We start from the raw sequence: 21,232 nt of genomic DNA, 5'->3' as shown, positions 1-21,232 counted from the left end.
CTAATGACTAACCACTACTTTTAAGTCTAATTCTCGTTGAAAGATTTCTTCAATAGGTAACATTTCACCCGTTTCTGTCATCATTTTATGGTCTTTTGTTGCGCGAATTTTTCTCCCATCTTCTAACGTATATTCAACAATTTCTTGTTGTCCACGAGGATGCCATTGCACGATAGGCTGGGTGTAAACAAAACCATTTTTATCAACCGTATAAACGGTACATTCAATTTTTTCTTCGACAATTTTGCCGATGGGCATTGCTCCATATTCTACTGTCCAAATTTCTGTGTTATAGCTAAGACAATATTCAGCAAATTTAATCATCTGATCAAATAAGTGTTCTGCGGTCTCTTGTTTCACACCATTTTTCGTTGCCCCATCAATGAAAATCTCGCGATGTTTCTGCATTTCCTTGACTTTCTTTTTCCCCATCGCCCGGCGTAATAAGTCCGCTTGTCCTAGGGAATAACCTGCCATATCTTGGGCAATTTTCATGATCTGTTCTTGATAGACCATGACCGCATAAGTCTCATCTAAAATCGGTTCTAGAATGGGATGTTCATAGATAATTTCTTCTCTGCCATGTTTACGGTCAATAAACTTGGGAATCAGTCCGGCATCTAAAGGACCAGGACGATAGAGGGCTAAAATAGACGAAATATCTTCAATACTCGATGGTTTTAAGTCTTGAACTACCTTTAACATCCCTGAAGATTCAAGTTGGAAGACCCCTTCTAACCAACCTTTTTCAATGAGATTATAGGTCTTTTTAATATCATTAGGTTTTGTATTTTTTATCTCACCTTTCGCTAGGATTTTCCGAGAATGAATTTCATCCAATGGCAGTTTATCTAAATTGAGTTGAGTTCCTCTATTTTTCTGAATTAAATCAGCTGTGCGTTGAATGGTGGTGAGATTCTTTAACCCCAGAAAGTCCATTTTTAACAAGCCCAAGGCTTCCAAATCTTCCATATAATATTGCGTAATCACTGCCCCATCATTGTTCTTTTGTAAGGGAACAACTTCATCTAAGGGTTCTTTAGAAATGACAACACCTGCGGCATGAACACCGAAGGTTTTATTGGTTCCTTCAATGCGAATTGCCATATCCACCCAGCGCCGCACTTTTTCATCAGAATCATAGAGTTTTTTAAACTCGGGTTCTGGTGTCTCGTCCGAAATCATTTTGGTTAGTTCTGCTGGTTTTCCTCGGGCAACAGGAATCATTTTAGCGAGGCGATCTGATTCGGAATAAGGAATACCTAAAACCCTAGCAACATCTTTTAAAACCGCTTTTGAAGTCATGCGGTTAAAGGTAATAATTTGGGCAACTTTATCTTCCCCATACCGGCGCGTGACATAATCAATGACTTCGTCTCTTCTTTCAATACAAAAGTCTGTATCAATATCCGGCATCGACTTCCGTTCTGGATTTAAGAAACGCTCAAAGAGTAAGCCATGATGAACGGGATCAATATTAGTAATTTTTAAGGCATAAGCCACTAGAGAACCAGCAGCAGAACCGCGACCAGGACCAACAGGAATATTATGATCTCTGGCGTATTTAATGTAGTCCCAAACGACTAAAAAATAAGTAGAAAACCCGCGTTCTTGCATAATGGTTAATTCCCGTTCTAAGCGAGTTTTATAGGTCTCACTAATTTCAGAACGACTGCGACAACCCAGGCGTTCCATTAACCCATTCCAGGTTAATTCTTCCAAATAACTATCGGCAGTATGACCACTGGGAACCGGATAGTCGGGAAGGCGGGGTTCTCCTAAAATGTTGTAAGGTTTAACTTTTTCGGCAACTTCAACGGTATTCGCGATCGCGCTTTCAATAACTTCATCCGATAAATGGTCACGAAATAATTGCCGCATTTCGTCAGCCGATTTCAGATATTCAGTTCCGCTATACCGTAAGCGTTTATCTTCGGTAATTAATTTATTGGTTTGAATACAAATTAAGGCATCATGGGCTTCTACATCATTGCAGGAAATGAAGTGCGAGTCATTAGTAGCAACAATTTTAATATCTAATTCTTGAGCAATTTTTACCAGTTCTGTATTAACAATTCGGTCTTCGGGTGAGCCATGATCTTGAATTTCTAAATAATAGTCATCCCCAAATACTTTTTTATACCATTTTGCAACCCGACGCGCTTCTTTGCGGTCTCCTCTTAAAATAGCTTGGGGAATTTCTCCACCGAGACAGCCACTGGTAACGATTAAACCTTCTTTATACTGTTCGAGATAATATTTGCTGATACAAGGACGGGCAAAAATCCCTTTGCCGTGAATGCCTTTTAAGTTGGAGACAGTGGTTAATTTAACTAAATTCTTATAACCTTGGGTATCTTTCGCCAGAACAACTTGATGATATTTTTTATATTTTGCTTGCTTTTCTAGATCATCGGTATTGATCACATACATTTCATTGCCGATGATCGGTTTAATATTTTTCGAGCGACAAATTTTAATTAACTCGATCGCGCCGTACATTACCCCATGATCCGTCAGCGCGATCGCGCTCATTCCCAATTCTACAGCACGATCCACTAATGGCGGCAATTGAGATGCCCCATCTAGCAAACTGTAATCGCTATGAATATGTAAACCAACAAATGATGACATACGTTCTTTTTTCTGTACTCAGCCTTCTCTATAAAAACAATAGCGTTTTTAAAGTTGAGGGGCTAATAATGTAGCCTTAGCATGACACTAATGTAAACAGCGAAGAAATGTCTCCCCTTTTGTGTATCTAGCTACAAAAGCCTAGTCAAGGCTATGAGATTTTGACATTAGCAACAACAATTAACTTGAAACACAGTTTATGAACCACATCCCGTCTCTCGTCTTATCAACCGCTTTCGGATTACTCACTGGAATTGGTCATGGCTTCTATGCGCATCAACACAATCTTCCTCTATCTTTGAGTGAACAAATTGTCCAAGTGATCTCAATTGATGCCTCTTGGCAAGAGTAACTTTTAATTAATAACGTATCGAAAATTACAAAAATACGTGGTAAAGATAGAAGTGGAGTTAGTTATATAGACTTCACTTACAATGAACATCCAAACCTCAACTCAAACATCTAGTGTCAACCAAGTTTTAGGGATCTCCTTTGCTGCCCTTGCTATGTTTATTGTCGGCTATACCGCCACTCGCTTTTACTTAAACCAACCCACCGATACAACGACTAACGAATCGATGGTGATTCCTCATCAAGCCTCATTATGGAGTGAACTGGGTAGTAAAAACTGAAACGTCTCTTTTCCTTGTGGAGAGAAGGTAGCTTCTCGCAATCAATGACCAAAAAGTGCGACAATAATTCATTGCTGTCTCAACTGATCCATCTGCAATGAACGTCTTAGTGTTTGGGAGTGGTAGCAGAGAATGCACTCTTGCCTTGAAAATACTACAGTTTTCGATCTCATATCACTTCAGAACTGTTGCCAAGAGGATATCCAAAGCTGATAAAAATGCAGCCCCAACAAGTGCTTCTCCTGACCAATTAAGCCGCTTAGCTTTCCAGTTTCTCCGTTCAACTAAACTTTCAATCGCTTGATCATACTGCTCAATAAAAAGCAACTTATATTCATCTTCTGATAACTCCAAACACTTCTCAACTTGCTCTTGAGGAGAAATAATACGATCATTACCATCTTTTCTAGGCAATAGTGCCCTGAGACTAATCAGAGTGGAAGTAATCAGCAGAATTAAGGCAAGAATTTTAAGTATTGAGCAAGAGTAGCATGGAAGTAATGTTTTCCAACCCATGTTCGTGATTTCAAGAGAGTGATCGGGCAAATCACCTACTGATTTAATTAAAACTACTCCAAAGCCTACTACAGCACTAAGTTTGGTGTTAAGAATGCTGATACTACTATCAAGGACCTTGATAGATTCCTGGGCATCTTCAAAAATAAGTTTTATGATCTGAGAGTAGCTTTCCTGGTTTGAATCATTGGTCATGTCTAATTCTAATAGTAATACGCAATCACAATCATCCAAAGAACATACTTCTAAAGAAAAGAAAAATGAGCCTCCAAAAACCCCTGATATAAAATTTACAAAAACTTTTCACCGCACAAACGATTCTGAAGACTAACTAAAACAAGAGCAATAACTCTCCTTAATAAGGGAGTATATTTTGTTAATAGTGTCAAGCAAAAATTGAGCAAAGCAAATACGTTTTTGGTCTAGAACAATGATTACCTTATGATAATTATACAATTATTTTTGCTTATATTATCAAGTGATATTATGATCAAACATTCCCGACATCGCAAGTTTGGAAATGTCAACATCCTTTCAATCAATTACCAAAAAGTGCGACAATGATCCATTGCTGTTTAAACTGATCAATCTGCAATGAATGTCTTAGTGGTTGGCAGTGGGGGAAGAGAACATACCCTCGCCTGGAAATTGCTACAGTCTCCGAATGTAGAAAAAGTTTTCTGTGTACCGGGAAATGGGGGAACCGCTTTACTCCCCAACTGTGAAAATTTACCAGGAACAGAAGAAGACTTTGAGGCAATTGCCAGTTACGCGAAAGAAAAGACAGTTTCCTTTGTGATCGTTGGACCTGAACTACCCCTTGCTAAAGGAATTCATGATTTTCTTGCCCAACAGGAAATTCCCGTTTTTGGTCCCACTCAAGCTGGCGCGCAAATCGAAGCGAGTAAGTGGTGGGCAAAAGCGTTAATGCAGCAAGTTGGCATCCCCACTGCGGTCGGACAAACGTTTACGGATCCTGATAGTGCCAAAGCCTATGTAACTGAAAACGGTGTACCGATTGTTGTCAAGGCAGACGGCTTAGCGGCAGGAAAAGGGGTGACCGTTGCCGAAACTGTAGAAGTAGCTCATACTGCAATTGAAGGGCTATTTGCCGCCAATACCAAACAGGTGGTGATTGAAGAATGTTTGGTGGGAGAAGAGGTGTCCGTTTTAGCCCTCACTGATGGGATAACAGTCTGTCCCTTACTTCCTGCCCAAGATCATAAACGGATTGGGGAAGGGGATACCGGTGGCAATACAGGGGGAATGGGTGCCTACGCCCCAGCGCCCTTACTAACGCCAGAATTGCTAACACAGGTAACAGAAACGATTTTACAGCCCACGATTAATGCCTTGCGCGATCGCGGGATTGATTATCAAGGGGTGCTGTACGCCGGGTTAATTGTCACGCCTCAAGGTGAAACCAAAGTCTTAGAATTTAACTGTCGCTTTGGCGATCCCGAAACGCAAGCGATTTTACCGTTATTAGAAACGCCTCTGGATGAAGTTATTTTAGCGTGTTTAGAAAAGCGCTTAGATCAGCTTCCCCCCTTAAAATGGTCGCAACAAAAAGCCCTTTGTATCGTTGCTGCTTCAGAGGGGTATCCGGGAAGCTATGAGAAAGGAAAAGAAATTACAGGGATCACAAACGACCTAGAAGCATTAGTGTTCCATGCCGGAACTCGCCTTGATGCCCAAGGAAAACTCTTGACTAATGGGGGACGAGTCTTAGGCGTTACTGGCTTAGGCAATGACTTTCAGGAAGCGGCAGAAAACGCTTACCGCGCGATCGCGCAAATTCACTTCTCAGGCTCTTATTATCGCTCGGATATCGGGTATCGAGTGCGTAACCAAAGCTAGAAGGAGATTGCTTGCTACCAGTGGCTGAATTTCCTCGTTTGGAGCGTTATCGCAGCGCGATCGTAGGTGTAATTAATAAGGGGATTGAATCATTCGGAATGACTCGGATTCACTCATTCCCTTCTTCTAGATACGACAAATGAGTTCCCCTGCTTTTTTAGAGAACTTCACGTTTTCCCTGTAGTCTACCGGACAATCGATCACGGTTGGGACATCCTGGGCAAGGGCTTCTTTTAAAGTCGGAATGAAGTCAGCCACTGATTCAATGCGATAGCCTTTTAAACCCATACTTTCGGCAAATTTGACAAAATCTGGATTTTTAAAGTCAATAAACGAAGCTTCTCCAAAATGGCTCATTTGCTTCCAGCCGATTAAACCGTAGCCACTGTCATTAAAGATTAAGGTGACAAAATTGGTGCCCACTCGCAATGCAGTTTCCAGTTCTTGGCAATTCATCATAAAGCCGCCATCTCCGGTCACAGCCACAACATTTTGCTCTGGATGCAAGAGTTTGGCAGCTAAAGCCCCGGGAATAGCAATCCCCATTGCGGCAAACCCGTTGGAAATAATGCAGGTATTTGGGGATTCGCAGTGATAATGTCGCGCCATCCACATTTTATGGGCTCCCACATCAGAAATGACAATATCTTGCGCTGCCATCACTTGTCGGAGATCATAAATAATTTTTTGGGGCTTGATCGGAAACTCTTCGTCGTGAGCATAAAACTCATAATCAGAGCGAATTTCCGAACGGACATTGGCAAAAATTGGAAGCGGTTTTCCTTCCCGATCACTCTCTTCCCTAATCTGGTCAAGAGAGTTTCCAATATCGCCAACCACTTCCGCTAGGGGAATATAGCTACTATCAATTTCTGAAGCTTTTTCGGCGATATGTAAAATCGGAATTGTGCCCTTAGGATTCCAACGCTTCGGTGAATATTCGATTAAGTCATAGCCAACTGCAATTACTAAATCGCTTTGCTCAAAAGCACAGCTAATAAAGTCTCGCTGTTGTAAGCCCACTGTCCACAAAGATAGGGGATGCGTGTAGGGAATTGCCCCTTTACCCATAAAAGTATTCACAACGGGAATGTTTAACTGCGTTGCAAATTCAGTGAGTTGTTTTGCCGCATGGGAACGAATGACCCCATTACCGGCAAGGATCACTGGATTATTGGCATTGCTAATGACATGTGCTGCTTTATCAATACTGCGAGAAGACGCATAAATTTTTTCTCGACCATAGTTGGTTAGCGGAACTCCCTCAACCGGCATGGCGGCAATATTTTCCGGTAAATCAATATGCACGGCACCGGGTTTTTCTTGCTGTGCCAGTTTAAAAGCACGACGCAACAATTCTGGCGTTGTATTCGGTCGCACGATTTGCTTAGTCCATTTGGTAACTGGAGCAAACATTGCAACCAAGTCCAAATATTGGTGGGATTCAATGTGCATTCGATCGGTACCCACTTGACCGGTAATCGCAATCAAGGGCGCGCCATCAAGATTCGCATCCGCCACTCCTGTCATTAAATTCGTTGCCCCGGGTCCAAGGGTGGATAAACAAACCCCTGCTTTTCCGGTGAGTCGCCCATAAACATCTGCCATGAATGCTGCCCCTTGTTCATGACGGACGGTAATAAACTGGATTGAAGAATTTTTTAGGGCTTCGAGTAAGTCCAGATTTTCTTCGCCGGGGAGCCCAAATACATATTCTACTCCTTCATTTTCTAAGCATTTCACTAATAATTCGGCAGTATTCATTGCAATTCACCTTGGGTTGTAATGGGTATGGAAATTCAGGGTCTGAACTCGATTAATAATAAGGCTATTTGATCCAAACGGTTTTGGCATTGACGAAAGCACGGATCCCGGGCAATCCTAATTCGCGACCATAACCAGACCGTTTAATCCCACCAAAGGGCAAACGGGGATCGGATTTAACTAGACCATTGATAAACACCGCACCGGCTTCAATTTTGTCAATAAACTGACTTTGTTCATCAGGATCATTGGTCCAAACACTGCTGCCGAGTCCAAAGGGGATGTTGTTAGCGAGCGCGATCGCGCTGTCAAGATCCTTAACGGTAAAGACTAACGCCACGGGACCAAAAAATTCCTCCTGCATCAGAGGGGTATCAACGGGAAGATCGCTCAGAATCGTCGGCAGATAGAAATAACCCGGGCGATTGAGTTTTTGACCGCCAATGAGCACTTTTGCTCCTAGGGCAACGGCTTGTTCCACTTGTTGCGCGATCGCGTTGCAAGCGGCTTCGGTGGCTAAGGGACCAATATCGGTTTCCGCTGCCATGGGATCGCCAACTTTCAAACTGGCAAATTGGAGGCGCAGCTTCTCTACAAATTCTGGCGCGATCGTTTCATGGAGAATAAATCGCTTCGCCGCAATGCAAGACTGACCATTATTCATGGTGCGCGCAAATGTTCCCACTTTTGCTGCCTCATCTAAATCGGCTGAGGGAAGCACAATAAACGGATCGCTTCCGCCTAATTCCAACAGCGTGGGCTTAATCTCCCGCCCGGCTAGAGAGGCTAAACTGGCTCCTGCGGGTTCACTCCCTGTAAGCGTGGCGGCTTTCACCCGCTGATCTTGAATCACTTGCTCCACTTGCGAGGCACGAATCAACAAGGTTTGGAAAACCCCTTGGGGAAAACCCGCTGCTTCAAAAATGGCTTCCACTGCCAATGCACATTCCGGAACATTGGAAGCATGTTTGAGCACTCCCACATTCCCTGCCATCAATGCTGGGGCAGCGAAGCGAAAGACTTGCCAAAAAGGGAAATTCCAGGGCATGACCGCGAGAATAATGCCCAAGGGCTGGTAAGCAACATAGCTTTTCGTGGCATCGGTTTCTGTGTATTCATCTGCCAAGAACGCTTCACCGTTTTCAGCATAATAGCGACAAACCAGAGCACATTTTTTGGCTTCTGCAACAGCACTTTTAAAGGTTTTTCCCATTTCGGTTGCCATCATTGCTGCAAATTTCTCGGCATCTCGTTCTAAGATGGCTGCGGCATTTTCAAGCCATTGCTTGCGTTGGGCAAAGCTTGTCTGCCGAAAACGGGTAAAAGCGGCTTGTGCTGTTGTGAGTTTATGCTCGATTTCTTCCGCACTCAGAGTTTGAAAACGTTTCAGCGTCTCTCCGGTTGCGGGATTAATCGTGGCGATTGACATCAGAGCCTCCTTGACCCAAATTGGGTTTGATCACTCACTTTTACTTCTAGTGTAAGCACGATTTTTTAATAAAAAATCTAAATTTTAACAATCCTTCAATATATTAATTGAAGACTTATTTATTACTTATTATTTGTCTCGAACGGCTTGATTATAATACTGTAATTCAATAAAATCAACTCGAAATTGGTATGATTTTTTTTCAGAGATTAAAATCATGAGGAGAGTCAGCGCGATCATCTTTGACTGCCGTTTGTAGCGGCTAATGGCAATTCAGTTTTTATCCAATTCGGATAGCTTAAATCAGAATTGATCAAGTAGGTTATTAAAATTGGAAATATCATAAATTGATTGTCAATTTGATCGCTTTATTTTTTAGTATTGATCACTTTTTTGGTATTATTACTGAAATTAAAATCAAAGATCAAAATATGTTCGATCCAGTTATGCCTCTAATCACGGTGAATTTGTAAGAAGATACGAATAGCGAAAAATTGTAAATGAGATGAGAAAAGAAAAACAGCGCCATGGGTTCGCCGGTTGACAAAGACCACATTGTACCTGCTAGAAAAGTATCCATGCACCAACTAGAAGTCTCAATACAACACAAATACTTAATCACCAATACTGTTTGCCTTCACTATGTCACGCAAGGGGAAGGGAAATTAATGCTCTTTCTGCATGGCTTTCCTGAGTTTTGGTATTCTTGGCGATATCAAATCCCTGAGTTTGCTCAAGATTATCAAGTCGTGGCTGTGGATTTACGAGGGTATAACGATAGCGATAAACCTCAAGGAATTAAAAATTATACTGTAGAAGAGTTAGAACAAGATATTTTAGGTCTCATTCAAGGATTAGGCTACGAAAGCTGTATTTTAGTTGGTCATGACTGGGGAGGGGGAATTGCCTGGAGTTTTACCCATCATTATCCCGACAAGATTGAAAAATTAATCGTCATGAATTGTCCTCATCCGGCTAAATTTGCACAGGCTTTACAGCAAAATCCACGACAAATATTAAAAAGTGCCTACATAGCCTTCTTTCAACTGCCATTATTACCAGAGTTATTATTTCAATGGAATAATTATCAATTATTAGCGGATGCTTTTCGTCAAACAACCTTTGATCAGAATGTCTTTATCAGTGAAGATTTAGAACACTATAAAAATGCAGCAGCAAAACGGGGCGCACTAACCGCTATGCTGAATTATTATCGGGCTTTACCGCACAGCTTATCTAAACAATCTTATTGGCAACCCTTAGAAATGCCAACTTTATTAATTTGGGGCAAAGATGATCCGTTTTTGGGTCAAGAGTTGAACGATCATTTAGAAGCCTATGTGAAAAATTTACAAGTTAAGTATATTGCCAATTGTAGTCATTGGGTGCAACAAGAGAAGCCAGGGCAGGTCAACCAAGCAATGAGAGAATTTTTGTCTAAAACTTAGGAGCATCAATTTAAGAAGGACGAACCATCGTTCGCCCTGATTGTCTTGTAATTTAGCTTTGGGGCACAACAGTTGTTGATTCTGGAGAAGCGACTGATTTAAGGGTTTCACTCGTTGGCGTCAAAATATCTTCATAAAGTTGCACATATTTTTCCGCTGATCGCTGCCAACTAAAATCTTGCTGCATTCCTCGTTTTTGCAGTTCTCGCCAGGGTTCCCGGTACAGGTAACTTTCAGACGCGCGAATCAAGGCTGTATATAAATCCAGGGGTTCATACAGATTAAAACAATACCCGGTTCCGGTTTGCTCAATGGGATTATGATGAGAAACGGTATCAACTAAGCCCCCTGTGCGTCGAACAATCGGAACACAGCCATAGCGCATTGCCATCATTTGACTAATCCCACAGGGTTCAAAGCGGGAGGGCATTAAAAAGGCATCACTGCCAGCGTAGATGCGTCGAGATAGGGCATCATTATAAAGCAGTTGCACTGACATCCGACTCGGAAAACGGTCGGCTAAAGCACGCAGTTCCGTTTCATACCGTTCTTCTCCCGTTCCCAAGACAAGAAACTGATCGCCAGTGTAGCGGAGATACTGTTCCAGAATCGGCAGAACGAGGTCTAATCCCTTTTGTTCAACCAACCGCGTTACCATACTGACCAAAAAAGCCCCACTGTTGACTTCTAAGCCCACTTGTTCTTGTAGGGCAATTTTATTGGTAACGCGATCATCCAAGGTTTTTAAGGAGAAAGGTTGGTCCAGATTAGAATCGGTTTCCGGATTATACTGCTCGACATCAATCCCATTGACAATGCCAACAATTTTATCTTTTTTCAAAGCGAGGAGAGCATTCAAGCCTTCCCCATATTCAGGGGTTTGGATTTGTTGGGCATACGTTGGCGACACTGTATTTACACAGTCCGCAAATTGAATCGCCCCTGCCATGACATTATTTTCTTGCATATAGGGCGGACACCAAGCCATTTCTTCAATCTGCGATCGCGCGGGTCCCTGATAAGCTAAATTATGGATGGTAAAAACGGTTTTAATCTCAGGAGTTTGATACATCCATACTGGGATCATGCCAGTGTGCCAGTCATGACAGTGCATTACCTCCGGTTGCCAGTAATTAAGGGCAAATTGGGCGGCCCCATTGGCAAAAAACGTGAACCGCCACGGTTCATCTTCTCCTTGATAAATGCGACGGGGGGCAAACGCAGCATGTCCGAGTAAATAAAGGGGAACATTTGTCCCGGGGAGAAGCGTCTCAAAAATATCAAAGGTTTGAAACATTGCACTCCCTTGCCAAACCGGTTTTTCGGGAATCTCCAGCTTATCCGGCAAAAAACCGTAGTATGGCATTAAAATTCTGACATCGTGACCCATTTTGCGCAGAATGGGGGTGAGAGTTCCCACCACATCTCCCATTCCGCCGACTTTGGCAATGGGGGCAGCTTCCGCCGCGACAAATAATATTTTCATCAGCTTAACCTTCGTTGGCAATGCGTTCTTCGCTGAGTCTATTATGATCTGCGGATTTCGTACATAGCGAAAAAACCTTTCTGCGACTGGTTCCGAAACGCGTAACATTACGCTAGAATTGTTAAGAAATCTTTAGGTAATTCCCAGGCACACCCATGACGCTTTCCATTCGCAACGTCGCCATTATCGCCCACGTTGACCACGGCAAAACTACCCTTGTGGACGCTCTCCTCAGACAATCCGGCGTTTTCCGCGAAGGAGAGGAAGTTCCCACCTGCGTTATGGACTCTAATGCCTTAGAACGTGAGCGAGGCATTACCATTCTTTCCAAAAATACAGCACTGCGCTACAAAGATACGCTGATTAATATTGTTGATACTCCCGGTCACGCGGACTTCGGTGGCGAAGTTGAACGGGTTTTAGGAATGGTGGATGGTTGTATCCTGATTGTCGATGCCAATGAGGGTCCCATGCCACAAACCCGCTTTGTCTTGAAAAAGGCATTAGAAAAAGGGTTACGCCCGATTGTGGTTGTGAATAAAATTGACCGCCCCAATGTCGATCCCGATCTAGCTGTGGATAAAGTCTTTGATCTCTTCGTCGAGTTAGGGGCAGATGATGATCAATGTGACTTTATTACCCTCTACGCTTCCGGTTTAACGGGATTTGCCAAAACTACCCTGGAAGAAGAAGGGGTCGATATGGAGCCCTTATTTGAAGCGATTCTAGACCACGTTCCCCCACCGGCTGGCGATGCAACGAAGCCTCTCCAATTGCAAGTCACCACCTTAGATTATTCGGAATATCTGGGACGGATTGTGATTGGTCGGGTGCATAATGGGGTAATTCGTGCCGGACAAGAAGCCGCCTTAGCCAAAGAAGGGGATCAAATCGTCAAAACGAAGGTGTCCAAATTAATGGGCTTTGAAGGGCTACAACGGGTTGATATTGAAGAAGCCAGTGCCGGTCAGATTGTTGCGGTTGCTGGCTTTAGTGATGCCAACATCGGGGAAACCATTACTTGTCCCAATGAACCGCAACCGCTACCTTTGATTAAAGTCGATGAACCGACCTTACAGATGACCTTCTCCATTAATGATTCGCCGTTTGCCGGACGAGAAGGGAAATTTGTCACCTCCCGTCAAGTGCGCGATCGCCTGTACAAAGAATTAGAAACCAATGTCGCCCTCCGCGTCGAAGAAACTGATTCCCCGGATAAATTCCTCGTTTCCGGTCGCGGGGAACTTCATTTAGGCATTTTAATTGAAAATATGCGCCGAGAAGGCTATGAGTTCCAAGTGTCTCAGCCACAGGTGATTTATCGGGAAGTGAATGGACAAGTTTGCGAACCCTATGAATACCTGATTTTAGATGTTCCGGAAGACGCGGTCGGTAGTTGTATCGAACGCTTAGGGGAACGTAAAGGCGAGATGCAAAATATGCAGGCAACGGCTGGCAATCGCACCCAAGCCGAATTTGTGATTCCCGCACGGGGGTTAATTGGTTTCCGTAGCGAGTTTCTCCGTTTAACCCGAGGGGAAGGCTTGATGAATCATAGCTTCTTAGATTATCGTCCGCAAGTAGGTAACTTAGAAACCCGTCGTAATGGCGTGTTGATTGCCTTTGAAGAAGGAACGGCTACCTTCTACGCTCTCAAGAATGCAGAAGATCGCGGCGTTTTCTTCATCACTCCCGGTACAAAAGTCTATAAGGGCATGATTGTTGGGGAAAATACTCGCCCTCAAGACTTAGAATTAAACGTCTGTAAAGCGAAGCAGTTGACCAATATGCGTTCCTCTACCGGCGATGAACTAGTACAGTTACAAGCCCCTGCCGAAATGAGCTTAGAGCGCGCTTTAGAATACATTAGTTCGGATGAGCTGGTTGAAGTGACTCCTGAGTCTGTTCGCTTACGGAAAATGTCCAAGAAACTAGCGAAACAACGCTAAACCATTCTCGTTCCTTGCAGTTCTTGATTCTAACTGCAAGGTGGAGTAGATGTAGGGATTCACACCTGAGCCATAGGGAGTATGCTTCAGAGTATAGTGCGATAACATCGAAATGCATGAATCCGCTACTGAAGTTTAAATGATTGAGTGGAGTCTATTTGAGCCATGCCAGAATCTTCACATCCTTTACCTCCTGGTCGTCTTGGGTTACCGTTTCTGGGCGAAACGATCCCCTTTCTCTTCGACCGAAATTTTGGAGATAAGCGAGAAAAGAAATATGGTTCTATTTATAAAACCAATATTTTGGGTCGAAAAACCGTTTTCATGACGGGGGCAGACGCGAATAAATTTATTCTTTCAAGCCATATTGATCATTTTTCTTGGGGTCAAGGTTGGCCTGATAATTTCAGGAACCTTTTAGGTCGCTCGCTCTTCCTCCAAGATGGAGAAGAGCATCGACGTAACCGCAAATTGCTGATGCCTGCTTTTCATGGTCAGGCTTTGACTCATTATGCTCACACCATGGAGGAAATTATTCGCAAGTATTTGCAAAAGTGGCAGACGCAACAAAATTTCACTTGGTTTCCTGAGCTTAAACAAATGACATTTGAAATCGCGAGTGTTTTATTATTGGGAACCGTGCCGGGAGAGAAGACTCAACGCTTATCGCAATGGTTTAGTGAACTAACGAATGGTTTGTTTGCTATTTTTCCCCTTAGAACTCGCTGGAGTAAATATGGAAAAGCATTAAACGCGCGCGATCGGCTATTAGATTATCTTGAGCAAGAAATAGAAAGCAGGAAATCAAATCTTGGCAAAGATACATTGGGATTAATGTTACAAACCAGTGATGAAAATGGGGATTACCTAACCCGAGAAGAGATCAAAGTACAAGCTCTATTAATGTTATTTGCGGGTCACGAAACAACGACATCAATGCTAACTTCTTTTGCGATGAGTTTAGCACAACATCCCGATATCTTAGCGAAAGCAAGAGCTGAACAGGAAGCGCTTGAGCTTGAAGGAGATTTAACCGTAGAAAAACTCAAACAGATGACTTATCTGGATCAAATTCTGAAGGAAGTTGAGCGTCTTTATCCTCCTGTTGCTGGTGGCTTTCGCGGTGTTGTCAAACCATTTACCTTTAGAGGATACTCGGTTCCCAAGGGTTGGATTGTTAGCTATCGCATCAATGCTTCCCATCAAGATCCTGAGATTTTCTCCCATCCTCAAAGCTTTGATCCTGATCGGTTTAGTCTGGAACGAGCAGAACACAAAAAACACGAATACAGTTTAGTTGGTTTTGGCGGTGGACCACGATTTTGTCTGGGTTATGCTTTTGCACAGATGGAGATGAAAATTTTTGCATCTTTGCTCTTGCGTTATTGTCAGTGGGAAATCTTGCCAGATCAAAATCTCACCCTCAAGACGATTCCCACTTTACAGCCAAAATCAGGGTTAAAAGTACAGTTCTCCAGCGCTATTAATTAGCCTACAATTAGTACCATAACTCCCTCTGAGGCTCCTTCTGCACTCCCTGGGAAGGATAAAAGAAGCCTCCCTATCTATCGGCACAAAGCTCTGAGTCGCGGGCGAATTCACTGCAAACGGTTTGCTCTGATTACTCTTGCCGATTGCCTTGCAAAATGAATCAGGAAACGATTGTCACTAACCCTAGTTATAAAGGGTAATCGGTTGATCCGGTTCGACAACAACAACTTGATCAGCCGTCAAGTTACCGACAGCAGCACCGGCTGCTGCACCACCAACAGCGGCTCCGAGATCAGCATCACCAAAGATTTCACTAAGGAGTAAGCCGCCACCCGCACCAATCGCTGCATCTTCTCCAATCGCGGCACCAGATGTGTCACGGGGATCTTTGATTGTGTTTAAAATTTCTGAACTCCCATTGATGTTGTAGGTCCGTCCGCGAATGACAACACTATTGGCAACATAGCGCAACCCCCCGTCGGCGGGGACATATTGACCGCGAATAATTGCCCCTGGCGGTAAATTTAAACCACTAAACCGACCACCGCGTGTTACTTCTAAGTTGTAAGAATAGCGTTTGTCTTTATTGAGATAAAGGGTTCCTTGTTGGGCACTAGTGGTGACAATATAACGATTATCCCGTTGTGCAATCAAGGTTTCTGCTGCTACATTAGCAGTTGTAATCGGCGCAAATAGAGTTGTTGCTCCAATTAGACTACCGAGTACAAAAAAACGATTCAACATGGCTAGAACCTCCTGATGAGACTCTCTATATTTTGATCTTCTCATCAGGAACAGTCCATTGCCATCGCCTATTAGAGTGATTATTTTCTATCTTTCGGTCGATGTCTTCAGAGCCATTTTTGCTTCTTCTGCCACTTGTTCTGCTTCATCTTGAGCCAGTTGCTGGAGGAGATGATGAGCTTTCTCCCCGCCCAAACGGCTGAGGGCTTGGACGAGGCGCGATCGCGCTTGCCAATCTTCATCGGTGACAAACGGTTCTAAGACCTCTACGGCTCGTTGATCCCCTAATTCCCCGAGCGAGCCAATGGCAACAGTTTTCACTAGATTATTCTCGGACTGTAATGCCTCAGTGAGTAGATCAAAACTGCGGGGATCGCCCATTTCTCCCAAACAAGCAATCACACTAAATTCCACCAGCCATTCTTCGGTTTGGTGATAAAGCTGGATCAGCTCATCTAAAGCTTCTGTTAGTTTTAAGGCACCAAGCGCATCAGCCGCCGCCGCTTGGACATCGGCTTCGGACTCTGTGCGAAGTCGATCGCGCAACAAAGTTAGAGATTGCTGACGATCCACCATTCCTAAACTACTCATCTGACTGACCGCAGCATAGCGCACCCGGACATTGGTATCATTAATCAGCGGTTGAATGAGCGGAAACGCCGCAGCGGGATCCAGTTGTCTTAATTGATTAATCCCGGTTAAACGATCCCCATAATCTTCGGAATTGAGAAGCGTTGCAACTGATTCAGGTGTGATATCCATGATTAATAAATGATGATTGATATAAAGGGTTTCCCGTTAATTGCGTAAAAAACGAGAGATTGGTGGTATTAAATTGTCCCAGAAAAGCTAGCCCGATCCGAAGGAATCGACATCGCTCTTAACGAATTGGTTTTCATCAAAATTCAATTCGCTATCTTGCCGATTGCCTCTGGTTTCTAGAAAGAACAAGTGCCTGAAAAAAGACGGCACTCATTTGACTCTTGTAACTCAGGCACGTATCATGCACAAAGTTACTCGACTGCCTCAATGGGGCAGCGAATCTTATTGAATATAGGAAGGCAAATTTTATGACTCAGACTTCTAATCCCAAGGAAGCTCAAGGTTGGGACGCCATTAAAGGCGCTCATGGTCTAGATGGCGATATCGACCAACTCCAAACCTACTATGACGATTGGGCAAAAGCCTATGATGATGACGTTTCCAGCGAAGCCTATGCGGGTCCGCGCACAATTTCTGAATTTTATGATCGGATTCGGGCTGCCCATGATCCCACTACCTCTCGTGCTGATTCCAAAGTTCTTGACGCGGGCTGTGGTACTGGGTTAATCGGTCCCATTCTCAAAGACATGGGATACAAACACATCGATGGCTTTGACCTCTCCGATCAAATGATTGAAGTGGCAAAGGAAACCAATAGCTACGAGGAACTTCTCGGTAGCATTGACATGAACGTCAAAATTGAACAATACGAGGATAATGAGTACGATGCGAGCTTAGCTTGTGGTGTTTTCACCCTCGGTCATGTTCCTCCAGAATCCCTCAATGAAATGATTCGCTTTACTCGTCCCGGCGGTCTAATTGTTGTCAGTACCCGCAAGAGTTACTATAATTCCACCAACTTCCAAGAAGTTGTGGAGCAACTGCAAGCCGATGGTAAAGTTAAACTACTGGAACACTTGAAAGATGCCCCTTATATTACTGAAGAGGGAGCACATTACTGGGCACTTCAGGTTTGCTAAGTGAGACCTTAGCAGATATAGGGAATAATCCCACCCAAGGTTGCTGGACTGTTTAGTGGCAAAACCCCTCTTTCCTGAAAATTTTAGGGAAGCTTCATGGGAAAGTCCTCCAGTCTTGGGAGATGAAAAGAGAGGGCAAAGTGTTGACTTCTGCCCTCTTCCTCTTAATCTTGTACTAATCAGGACTCATTCCCTAGTTAAGCAAAACGACGGCGCAGTAAGGGTTGAATGAGCAGTAAAATTACCATATCAAATGCTAGGAGTGCTAGCAGCATTGTGCCAAAAGAGAGATTCAGCCAAGGGGTTGCTAAAACCGTACTGTTGAAACTCCACTCGGCATTGAGGTAAATGTAGCGAATGGGCTCGATCGCGTAAGTGAGAGGATTCAGACTCGCGACCACTTTCAGCCAGTCTGCCATGAAATTTAACGGCGCTAAGGCAGTGCTAGCAAAAAGCAACGGTAAGTTCGTGACGAAAATAACTGCAATCAGTTCGACGTGACCCGGTAAGGCAAACGCTAAGCCTAAACTCAGCGCTGTCACGCCCGCTACAATTAAGAACACAATCAGCGCGATCGCGCTTAACCCGGCAATTCCCGGCAAGCCAGCACCCACGAATGCACTTAACCCCACAATGGCTGCCGTTTGCAAGAAACTGAGACTAATAATGTAAATGGTGGAAGCCGCCACAATGGAAAACCGAGAACTTAACGGTGCGACCAGGAGACGGTTGAGAAAGCCAAACTCGCGGTCAAACATCACCGGGAGTCCCGCATTCAACGCCCCAGAGAAAGCGGTAAAGACAATCACCCCCGGTGCCAAAAATTGACCATAACTCAAGCCTTCTCCTAGTAATCCTTCTGGCGCATACTGGAATAAGGCACCAAATAGAATTAACCACATCAACGGCTGAATAATGCCTGCGACCAGGGTGGAAGGGCGACGTTGTAACTGAATAAACAGACGTTTGGTTAACGCCCCAGTTTCTTGGAAAAACTCAGCAACCGGATTTTCTGTTCCTTTTTCTTGGCTATTAATGACGGAGTTGGGAGATAACGGACTAATACTTTGACTCATAACTGTGTTCTCCTCTTGATTATCCTTGATAACTAACGTACAGACTTTCTAATGACTAATGACTAATGACTAACTCCCTTTCATCGCTTGTTTCTTCTCTGCCTTGAGATCGCGACTACTAGCGGCTGCCATTTCCGCATCCATCAAGGTGCGTCCCGTTGCCGCTAAATACACATCATCTAAACTGGGACGGGATTGAGAGACACCAAAGGTAGGTAATCCGAGATGGGAAAGGGTATTTTCAATCGTCCCAATGGGATTACTTTGCGCTTCCACCACTAAGTTGAGAGAATTGCCCTGTGCTGGGTTAACAATCACTTCTTTGACAAAATCGAGGGTAGAGAGATGTTCTTTCGCCCTTTCTGCTTCTTCTAGCGGCGTAAATTCCCGAATGCGGAGGGTCACGCGATCGCCGCCTAAGCGATCTTTTAACTCATTCGGTGTCCCATCGGCAATGACGGTTCCTTGATCAATAATGGCAACGCGATTAGCCAGGGCATCCACTTCTTCCAAATAGTGGCTGGTAATGAGGACTGTGGTTCCCGCTTCCCGTAGTTTCCGCAGGAAATCCCAAACCACAAAGCGACTCTCAATATCGAGTCCCACAGTCGGTTCATCCAAGACCAATACATCGGGTTGATGGAGTAACCCGGCTGCAAGGTCTAAACGTTTCTTTAAACCGCCAGAATAGGTTCCAGTTTTTTGTTCAGCATAGTCTTCTAAGCCTAAAATTTTCAGTAGCTGATCAATGCGCTCATTGGCTACTGCTTTCGGGAGATGATAAAGGCTGGCTTGGAGTTGTAATAATTCTCGTCCCGTAAGGACTTTATCCAGCGCTACTTCTTGCGCCACATAACCGAGTTTGCGTCTTGCCGCTTTCGGTTGTTCGATACTAGAGACCCCACCGACTTCCACACGCCCTTGATCCGGCTTGGTTAACGTACACAAACAGCGGATGGTGGTGGTTTTCCCGGCACCATTGGGACCGAGTAAGCCAAAAATTTCCCCCGGTTGCACCGTAAAGGTAACGTCTTTAACTGCTGCTACGTCACCATAGGATTTTTTTAAGTGTTCGATGGAAACAGCAGGTTTCATAAAATTTCTTATGATTTTTATACAAATGTTAAGTTCAAGCAATCACGGCTATTATAGCAAGATCGCTGTGTCGTCTCTGCCATAAAAAACCCCCAATTTTCAGTGTTTGGGGGAAATCAATCAATTTAGGCAACATCCTTGGTGGAAAAAAGGTAAGAATTGGAACAGTGCTCTCAACAATCTGCGGTTAATCATTCAACTAACCCTCTTCTGTTTCTGTCACTTTCCGGATCAAAGAGTAGAAAAAAAGCGAGATCATCCAGAAGAAAAGTAAAATTGGAATTGACTTAGCTCCCCTAACAAAGCATTAAAACCCAATAGACAAAATGACATACACCATCGATATCAGAGCCTTTACTGACTCGATCAGCGATCGCACTTTGGAGCAGTTATGTCGTGAAAATCCCGAACTGAGGTTTGAAACCGATGCTCAAGGAAAATTAATTGTTATGTCGCCCACAGGAAGTCTTACAGGAGAGAAAAATGCCGATCTCATCTATCAGCTTCAATCATGGAATCGTCAGACTAAGTTAGGAGTTGTATTTGATTCTTCTACAGGTTTTAAGTTATCTAATGGCGCCACTCGTTCTCCTGATGTCAGTTGGATTGCGAGCAAGCGATGGAACAGCCTTAGCGATAGACAAAAAAGAGGTTTTGCACCCATCGACCCCGATTTTGCAATCGAACTATTATCTCCAACTGATGAGCTGTCAACCACACAAGCAAAAATGAACGAGTACATGACTTGCGGGGTAAAACTCGGTTGGTTGATTAACCCCGATGCTAAAAAAGTCGAAATTTATCGTGTGGGTCGAGACAAAGAGGTAATTAATCATCCTAGTAGTTTGTCTGGTGAAGAGTTATTGCCAGGATTAATTGTAGATTTGGCTGATATTTTCTAGCAAGAACATGACTTCATTATAATGACCAAGCTCTGGCAGGGAACTGAGCAACTATTGATTGCCAGGTAGTCGTGAATAGTAATGATAAGCTATTTAATTGACTGAAATGAATCGTGAATAACTTGCAATTGCGTTCAGTTGTCAATGATTTAGATATCAAACACCGTCAATTTCTTGAGTGTTCGATGGAAACAGCAGGTTTCATAAAAGTTCTTATGATTTTTATACAAATGTTAAGTTCAAGCAGTCACGGACATTATAGCAAGATCGCTGTGTCCTCTCTGCCATAAAAAACCCGCAATGTTCAGTGTTTGGGGGAAATAAATGACTTGCTGAACTTTTAGCTTGTCACGGGGAAGCCCCGCGCTCTACCCGATCGGGTGGGCGACGGGATGAGGAGTGGTGAGTCGAGGGGTTCAATACCCCGAAGACGAACACATCTTCACCGTTTTTGCGTTATACTA

16 protein-coding genes are annotated in these 21,232 nt (G+C 43.7%); 7 read left to right on the top strand and 9 right to left on the bottom strand.

Going from position 1 to position 21,232, the window contains the following annotated elements:
• Complete coding sequence (locus GVY04_21920; GenBank protein NBD18688.1) at window positions 1–2,634, bottom strand: DNA polymerase III subunit alpha; 2,634 nt, start codon at window positions 2,632–2,634, stop codon at window positions 1–3.
• 434 nt (window positions 2,635–3,068) lie between these two features.
• Between GVY04_21920 and GVY04_21915 the strand changes: the two genes are divergently transcribed.
• Window positions 3,069–3,266 carry a hypothetical protein gene (locus tag GVY04_21915; protein NBD18687.1) on the top strand — a complete coding sequence of 66 codons (198 nt, stop codon included), beginning with the start codon at window positions 3,069–3,071 and terminating at the stop codon, window positions 3,264–3,266.
• A 174-nt stretch (window positions 3,267–3,440) separates the two neighbouring features.
• Here GVY04_21915 and GVY04_21910 read toward each other — a convergent pair whose 3' ends face one another.
• Window positions 3,441–3,977, bottom strand: a complete 537-nt coding sequence (locus tag GVY04_21910; protein ID NBD18686.1) for a hypothetical protein — start codon at window positions 3,975–3,977, stop codon at window positions 3,441–3,443.
• Window positions 3,978–4,376: 399 nt separating this feature from the next.
• On the opposite strand from GVY04_21910, the gene purD reads away from it, so the two are divergent.
• Entirely contained in the window at window positions 4,377–5,642 is a 1,266-nt protein-coding gene (purD, locus tag GVY04_21905; GenBank protein ID NBD18685.1) for a phosphoribosylamine--glycine ligase, read from the top strand.
• A gap of 126 nt (window positions 5,643–5,768) precedes the next feature.
• On the opposite strand, the gene GVY04_21900 is transcribed toward purD, so the two are convergent.
• Complete coding sequence (locus tag GVY04_21900; GenBank protein NBD18684.1) at window positions 5,769–7,406, bottom strand: acetolactate synthase large subunit; 1,638 nt, start codon at window positions 7,404–7,406, stop codon at window positions 5,769–5,771.
• A gap of 64 nt (window positions 7,407–7,470) precedes the next feature.
• Window positions 7,471–8,835 carry an aldehyde dehydrogenase family protein gene (locus tag GVY04_21895; GenBank protein NBD18683.1) on the bottom strand — a complete coding sequence of 455 codons (1,365 nt, stop codon included), beginning with the start codon at window positions 8,833–8,835 and terminating at the stop codon, window positions 7,471–7,473.
• 578 nt (window positions 8,836–9,413) lie between these two features.
• Here GVY04_21895 and GVY04_21890 point away from each other — a divergent pair.
• Window positions 9,414–10,283: an alpha/beta fold hydrolase gene (locus GVY04_21890; protein ID NBD18682.1), complete on the top strand. Its 870-nt coding sequence runs from the start codon at window positions 9,414–9,416 to the stop codon at window positions 10,281–10,283.
• A gap of 52 nt (window positions 10,284–10,335) precedes the next feature.
• Here GVY04_21890 and glgA read toward each other — a convergent pair whose 3' ends face one another.
• Window positions 10,336–11,769, bottom strand: a complete 1,434-nt coding sequence (gene glgA, locus GVY04_21885; protein ID NBD18681.1) for a glycogen synthase GlgA — start codon at window positions 11,767–11,769, stop codon at window positions 10,336–10,338.
• Window positions 11,770–11,924: 155 nt separating this feature from the next.
• Between glgA and typA the strand changes: the two genes are divergently transcribed.
• Window positions 11,925–13,718 (top strand): translational GTPase TypA, encoded by a 1,794-nt coding sequence (typA, locus tag GVY04_21880; protein NBD18680.1) that lies wholly within the window; start codon window positions 11,925–11,927, stop codon window positions 13,716–13,718.
• Between the two features lie 165 nt (window positions 13,719–13,883).
• Window positions 13,884–15,209, top strand: a complete 1,326-nt coding sequence (locus GVY04_21875; GenBank protein NBD18679.1) for a cytochrome P450 — start codon at window positions 13,884–13,886, stop codon at window positions 15,207–15,209.
• Between the two features lie 183 nt (window positions 15,210–15,392).
• On the opposite strand, the gene GVY04_21870 is transcribed toward GVY04_21875, so the two are convergent.
• Together GVY04_21870 and GVY04_21865 are read right to left on the bottom strand one after the other, a co-directional pair.
• Complete coding sequence (locus GVY04_21870; protein NBD18678.1) at window positions 15,393–15,953, bottom strand: hypothetical protein; 561 nt, start codon at window positions 15,951–15,953, stop codon at window positions 15,393–15,395.
• 87 nt (window positions 15,954–16,040) lie between these two features.
• Complete coding sequence (locus tag GVY04_21865) at window positions 16,041–16,715, bottom strand: HEAT repeat domain-containing protein (GenBank protein NBD18677.1); 675 nt, start codon at window positions 16,713–16,715, stop codon at window positions 16,041–16,043.
• Between the two features lie 308 nt (window positions 16,716–17,023).
• Here GVY04_21865 and GVY04_21860 point away from each other — a divergent pair, with 308 nt between their 5' ends.
• A complete protein-coding gene (locus GVY04_21860) occupies window positions 17,024–17,695 on the top strand; it encodes a methyltransferase domain-containing protein (GenBank protein ID NBD18676.1) in 672 nt (223 codons plus the stop codon).
• 197 nt (window positions 17,696–17,892) lie between these two features.
• On the opposite strand, the gene GVY04_21855 is transcribed toward GVY04_21860, so the two are convergent.
• Entirely contained in the window at window positions 17,893–18,771 is an 879-nt protein-coding gene (locus tag GVY04_21855) for an ABC transporter permease (protein ID NBD18675.1), read from the bottom strand.
• 69 nt (window positions 18,772–18,840) lie between these two features.
• Window positions 18,841–19,866 carry an ATP-binding cassette domain-containing protein gene (locus GVY04_21850; protein NBD18674.1) on the bottom strand — a complete coding sequence of 342 codons (1,026 nt, stop codon included), beginning with the start codon at window positions 19,864–19,866 and terminating at the stop codon, window positions 18,841–18,843.
• Window positions 19,867–20,192: 326 nt separating this feature from the next.
• Between GVY04_21850 and GVY04_21845 the strand changes: the two genes are divergently transcribed.
• Window positions 20,193–20,768 (top strand): Uma2 family endonuclease, encoded by a 576-nt coding sequence (locus GVY04_21845; GenBank protein ID NBD18673.1) that lies wholly within the window; start codon window positions 20,193–20,195, stop codon window positions 20,766–20,768.
• The last annotated feature ends 464 nt before the right edge of the window (window positions 20,769–21,232 follow it).

The organism is Cyanobacteria bacterium GSL.Bin1 (assembly GCA_009909085.1).
Classification (GTDB): Bacteria; Cyanobacteriota; Cyanobacteriia; order Cyanobacteriales; family Rubidibacteraceae; genus Halothece.
This window is presented reverse-complemented; position numbering and strand designations above follow the sequence as displayed.

Bases quoted from the DNA above. Each gene is read 5' to 3' on its own strand.
- GVY04_21920 (NBD18688.1), bottom strand. From the start codon at position 2,634: ATGTCATCATTTGTTGGTTTACATATTCATAGCGATTACAGTTTGCTA.
- GVY04_21915 (NBD18687.1), top strand. From the start codon at position 3,069: ATGAACATCCAAACCTCAACTCAAACATCTAGTGTCAACCAAGTTTTA.
- GVY04_21910 (NBD18686.1), bottom strand. From the start codon at position 3,977: ATGACCAATGATTCAAACCAGGAAAGCTACTCTCAGATCATAAAACTT.
- purD (NBD18685.1), top strand. From the start codon at position 4,377: ATGAATGTCTTAGTGGTTGGCAGTGGGGGAAGAGAACATACCCTCGCC.
- GVY04_21900 (NBD18684.1), bottom strand. From the start codon at position 7,406: ATGAATACTGCCGAATTATTAGTGAAATGCTTAGAAAATGAAGGAGTA.
- GVY04_21895 (NBD18683.1), bottom strand. From the start codon at position 8,835: ATGTCAATCGCCACGATTAATCCCGCAACCGGAGAGACGCTGAAACGT.
- GVY04_21890 (NBD18682.1), top strand. From the start codon at position 9,414: ATGCACCAACTAGAAGTCTCAATACAACACAAATACTTAATCACCAAT.
- glgA (NBD18681.1), bottom strand. From the start codon at position 11,769: ATGAAAATATTATTTGTCGCGGCGGAAGCTGCCCCCATTGCCAAAGTC.
- typA (NBD18680.1), top strand. From the start codon at position 11,925: ATGACGCTTTCCATTCGCAACGTCGCCATTATCGCCCACGTTGACCAC.
- GVY04_21875 (NBD18679.1), top strand. From the start codon at position 13,884: ATGCCAGAATCTTCACATCCTTTACCTCCTGGTCGTCTTGGGTTACCG.
- GVY04_21870 (NBD18678.1), bottom strand. From the start codon at position 15,953: ATGTTGAATCGTTTTTTTGTACTCGGTAGTCTAATTGGAGCAACAACT.
- GVY04_21865 (NBD18677.1), bottom strand. From the start codon at position 16,715: ATGGATATCACACCTGAATCAGTTGCAACGCTTCTCAATTCCGAAGAT.
- GVY04_21860 (NBD18676.1), top strand. From the start codon at position 17,024: ATGACTCAGACTTCTAATCCCAAGGAAGCTCAAGGTTGGGACGCCATT.
- GVY04_21855 (NBD18675.1), bottom strand. From the start codon at position 18,771: ATGAGTCAAAGTATTAGTCCGTTATCTCCCAACTCCGTCATTAATAGC.
- GVY04_21850 (NBD18674.1), bottom strand. From the start codon at position 19,866: ATGAAACCTGCTGTTTCCATCGAACACTTAAAAAAATCCTATGGTGAC.
- GVY04_21845 (NBD18673.1), top strand. From the start codon at position 20,193: ATGACATACACCATCGATATCAGAGCCTTTACTGACTCGATCAGCGAT.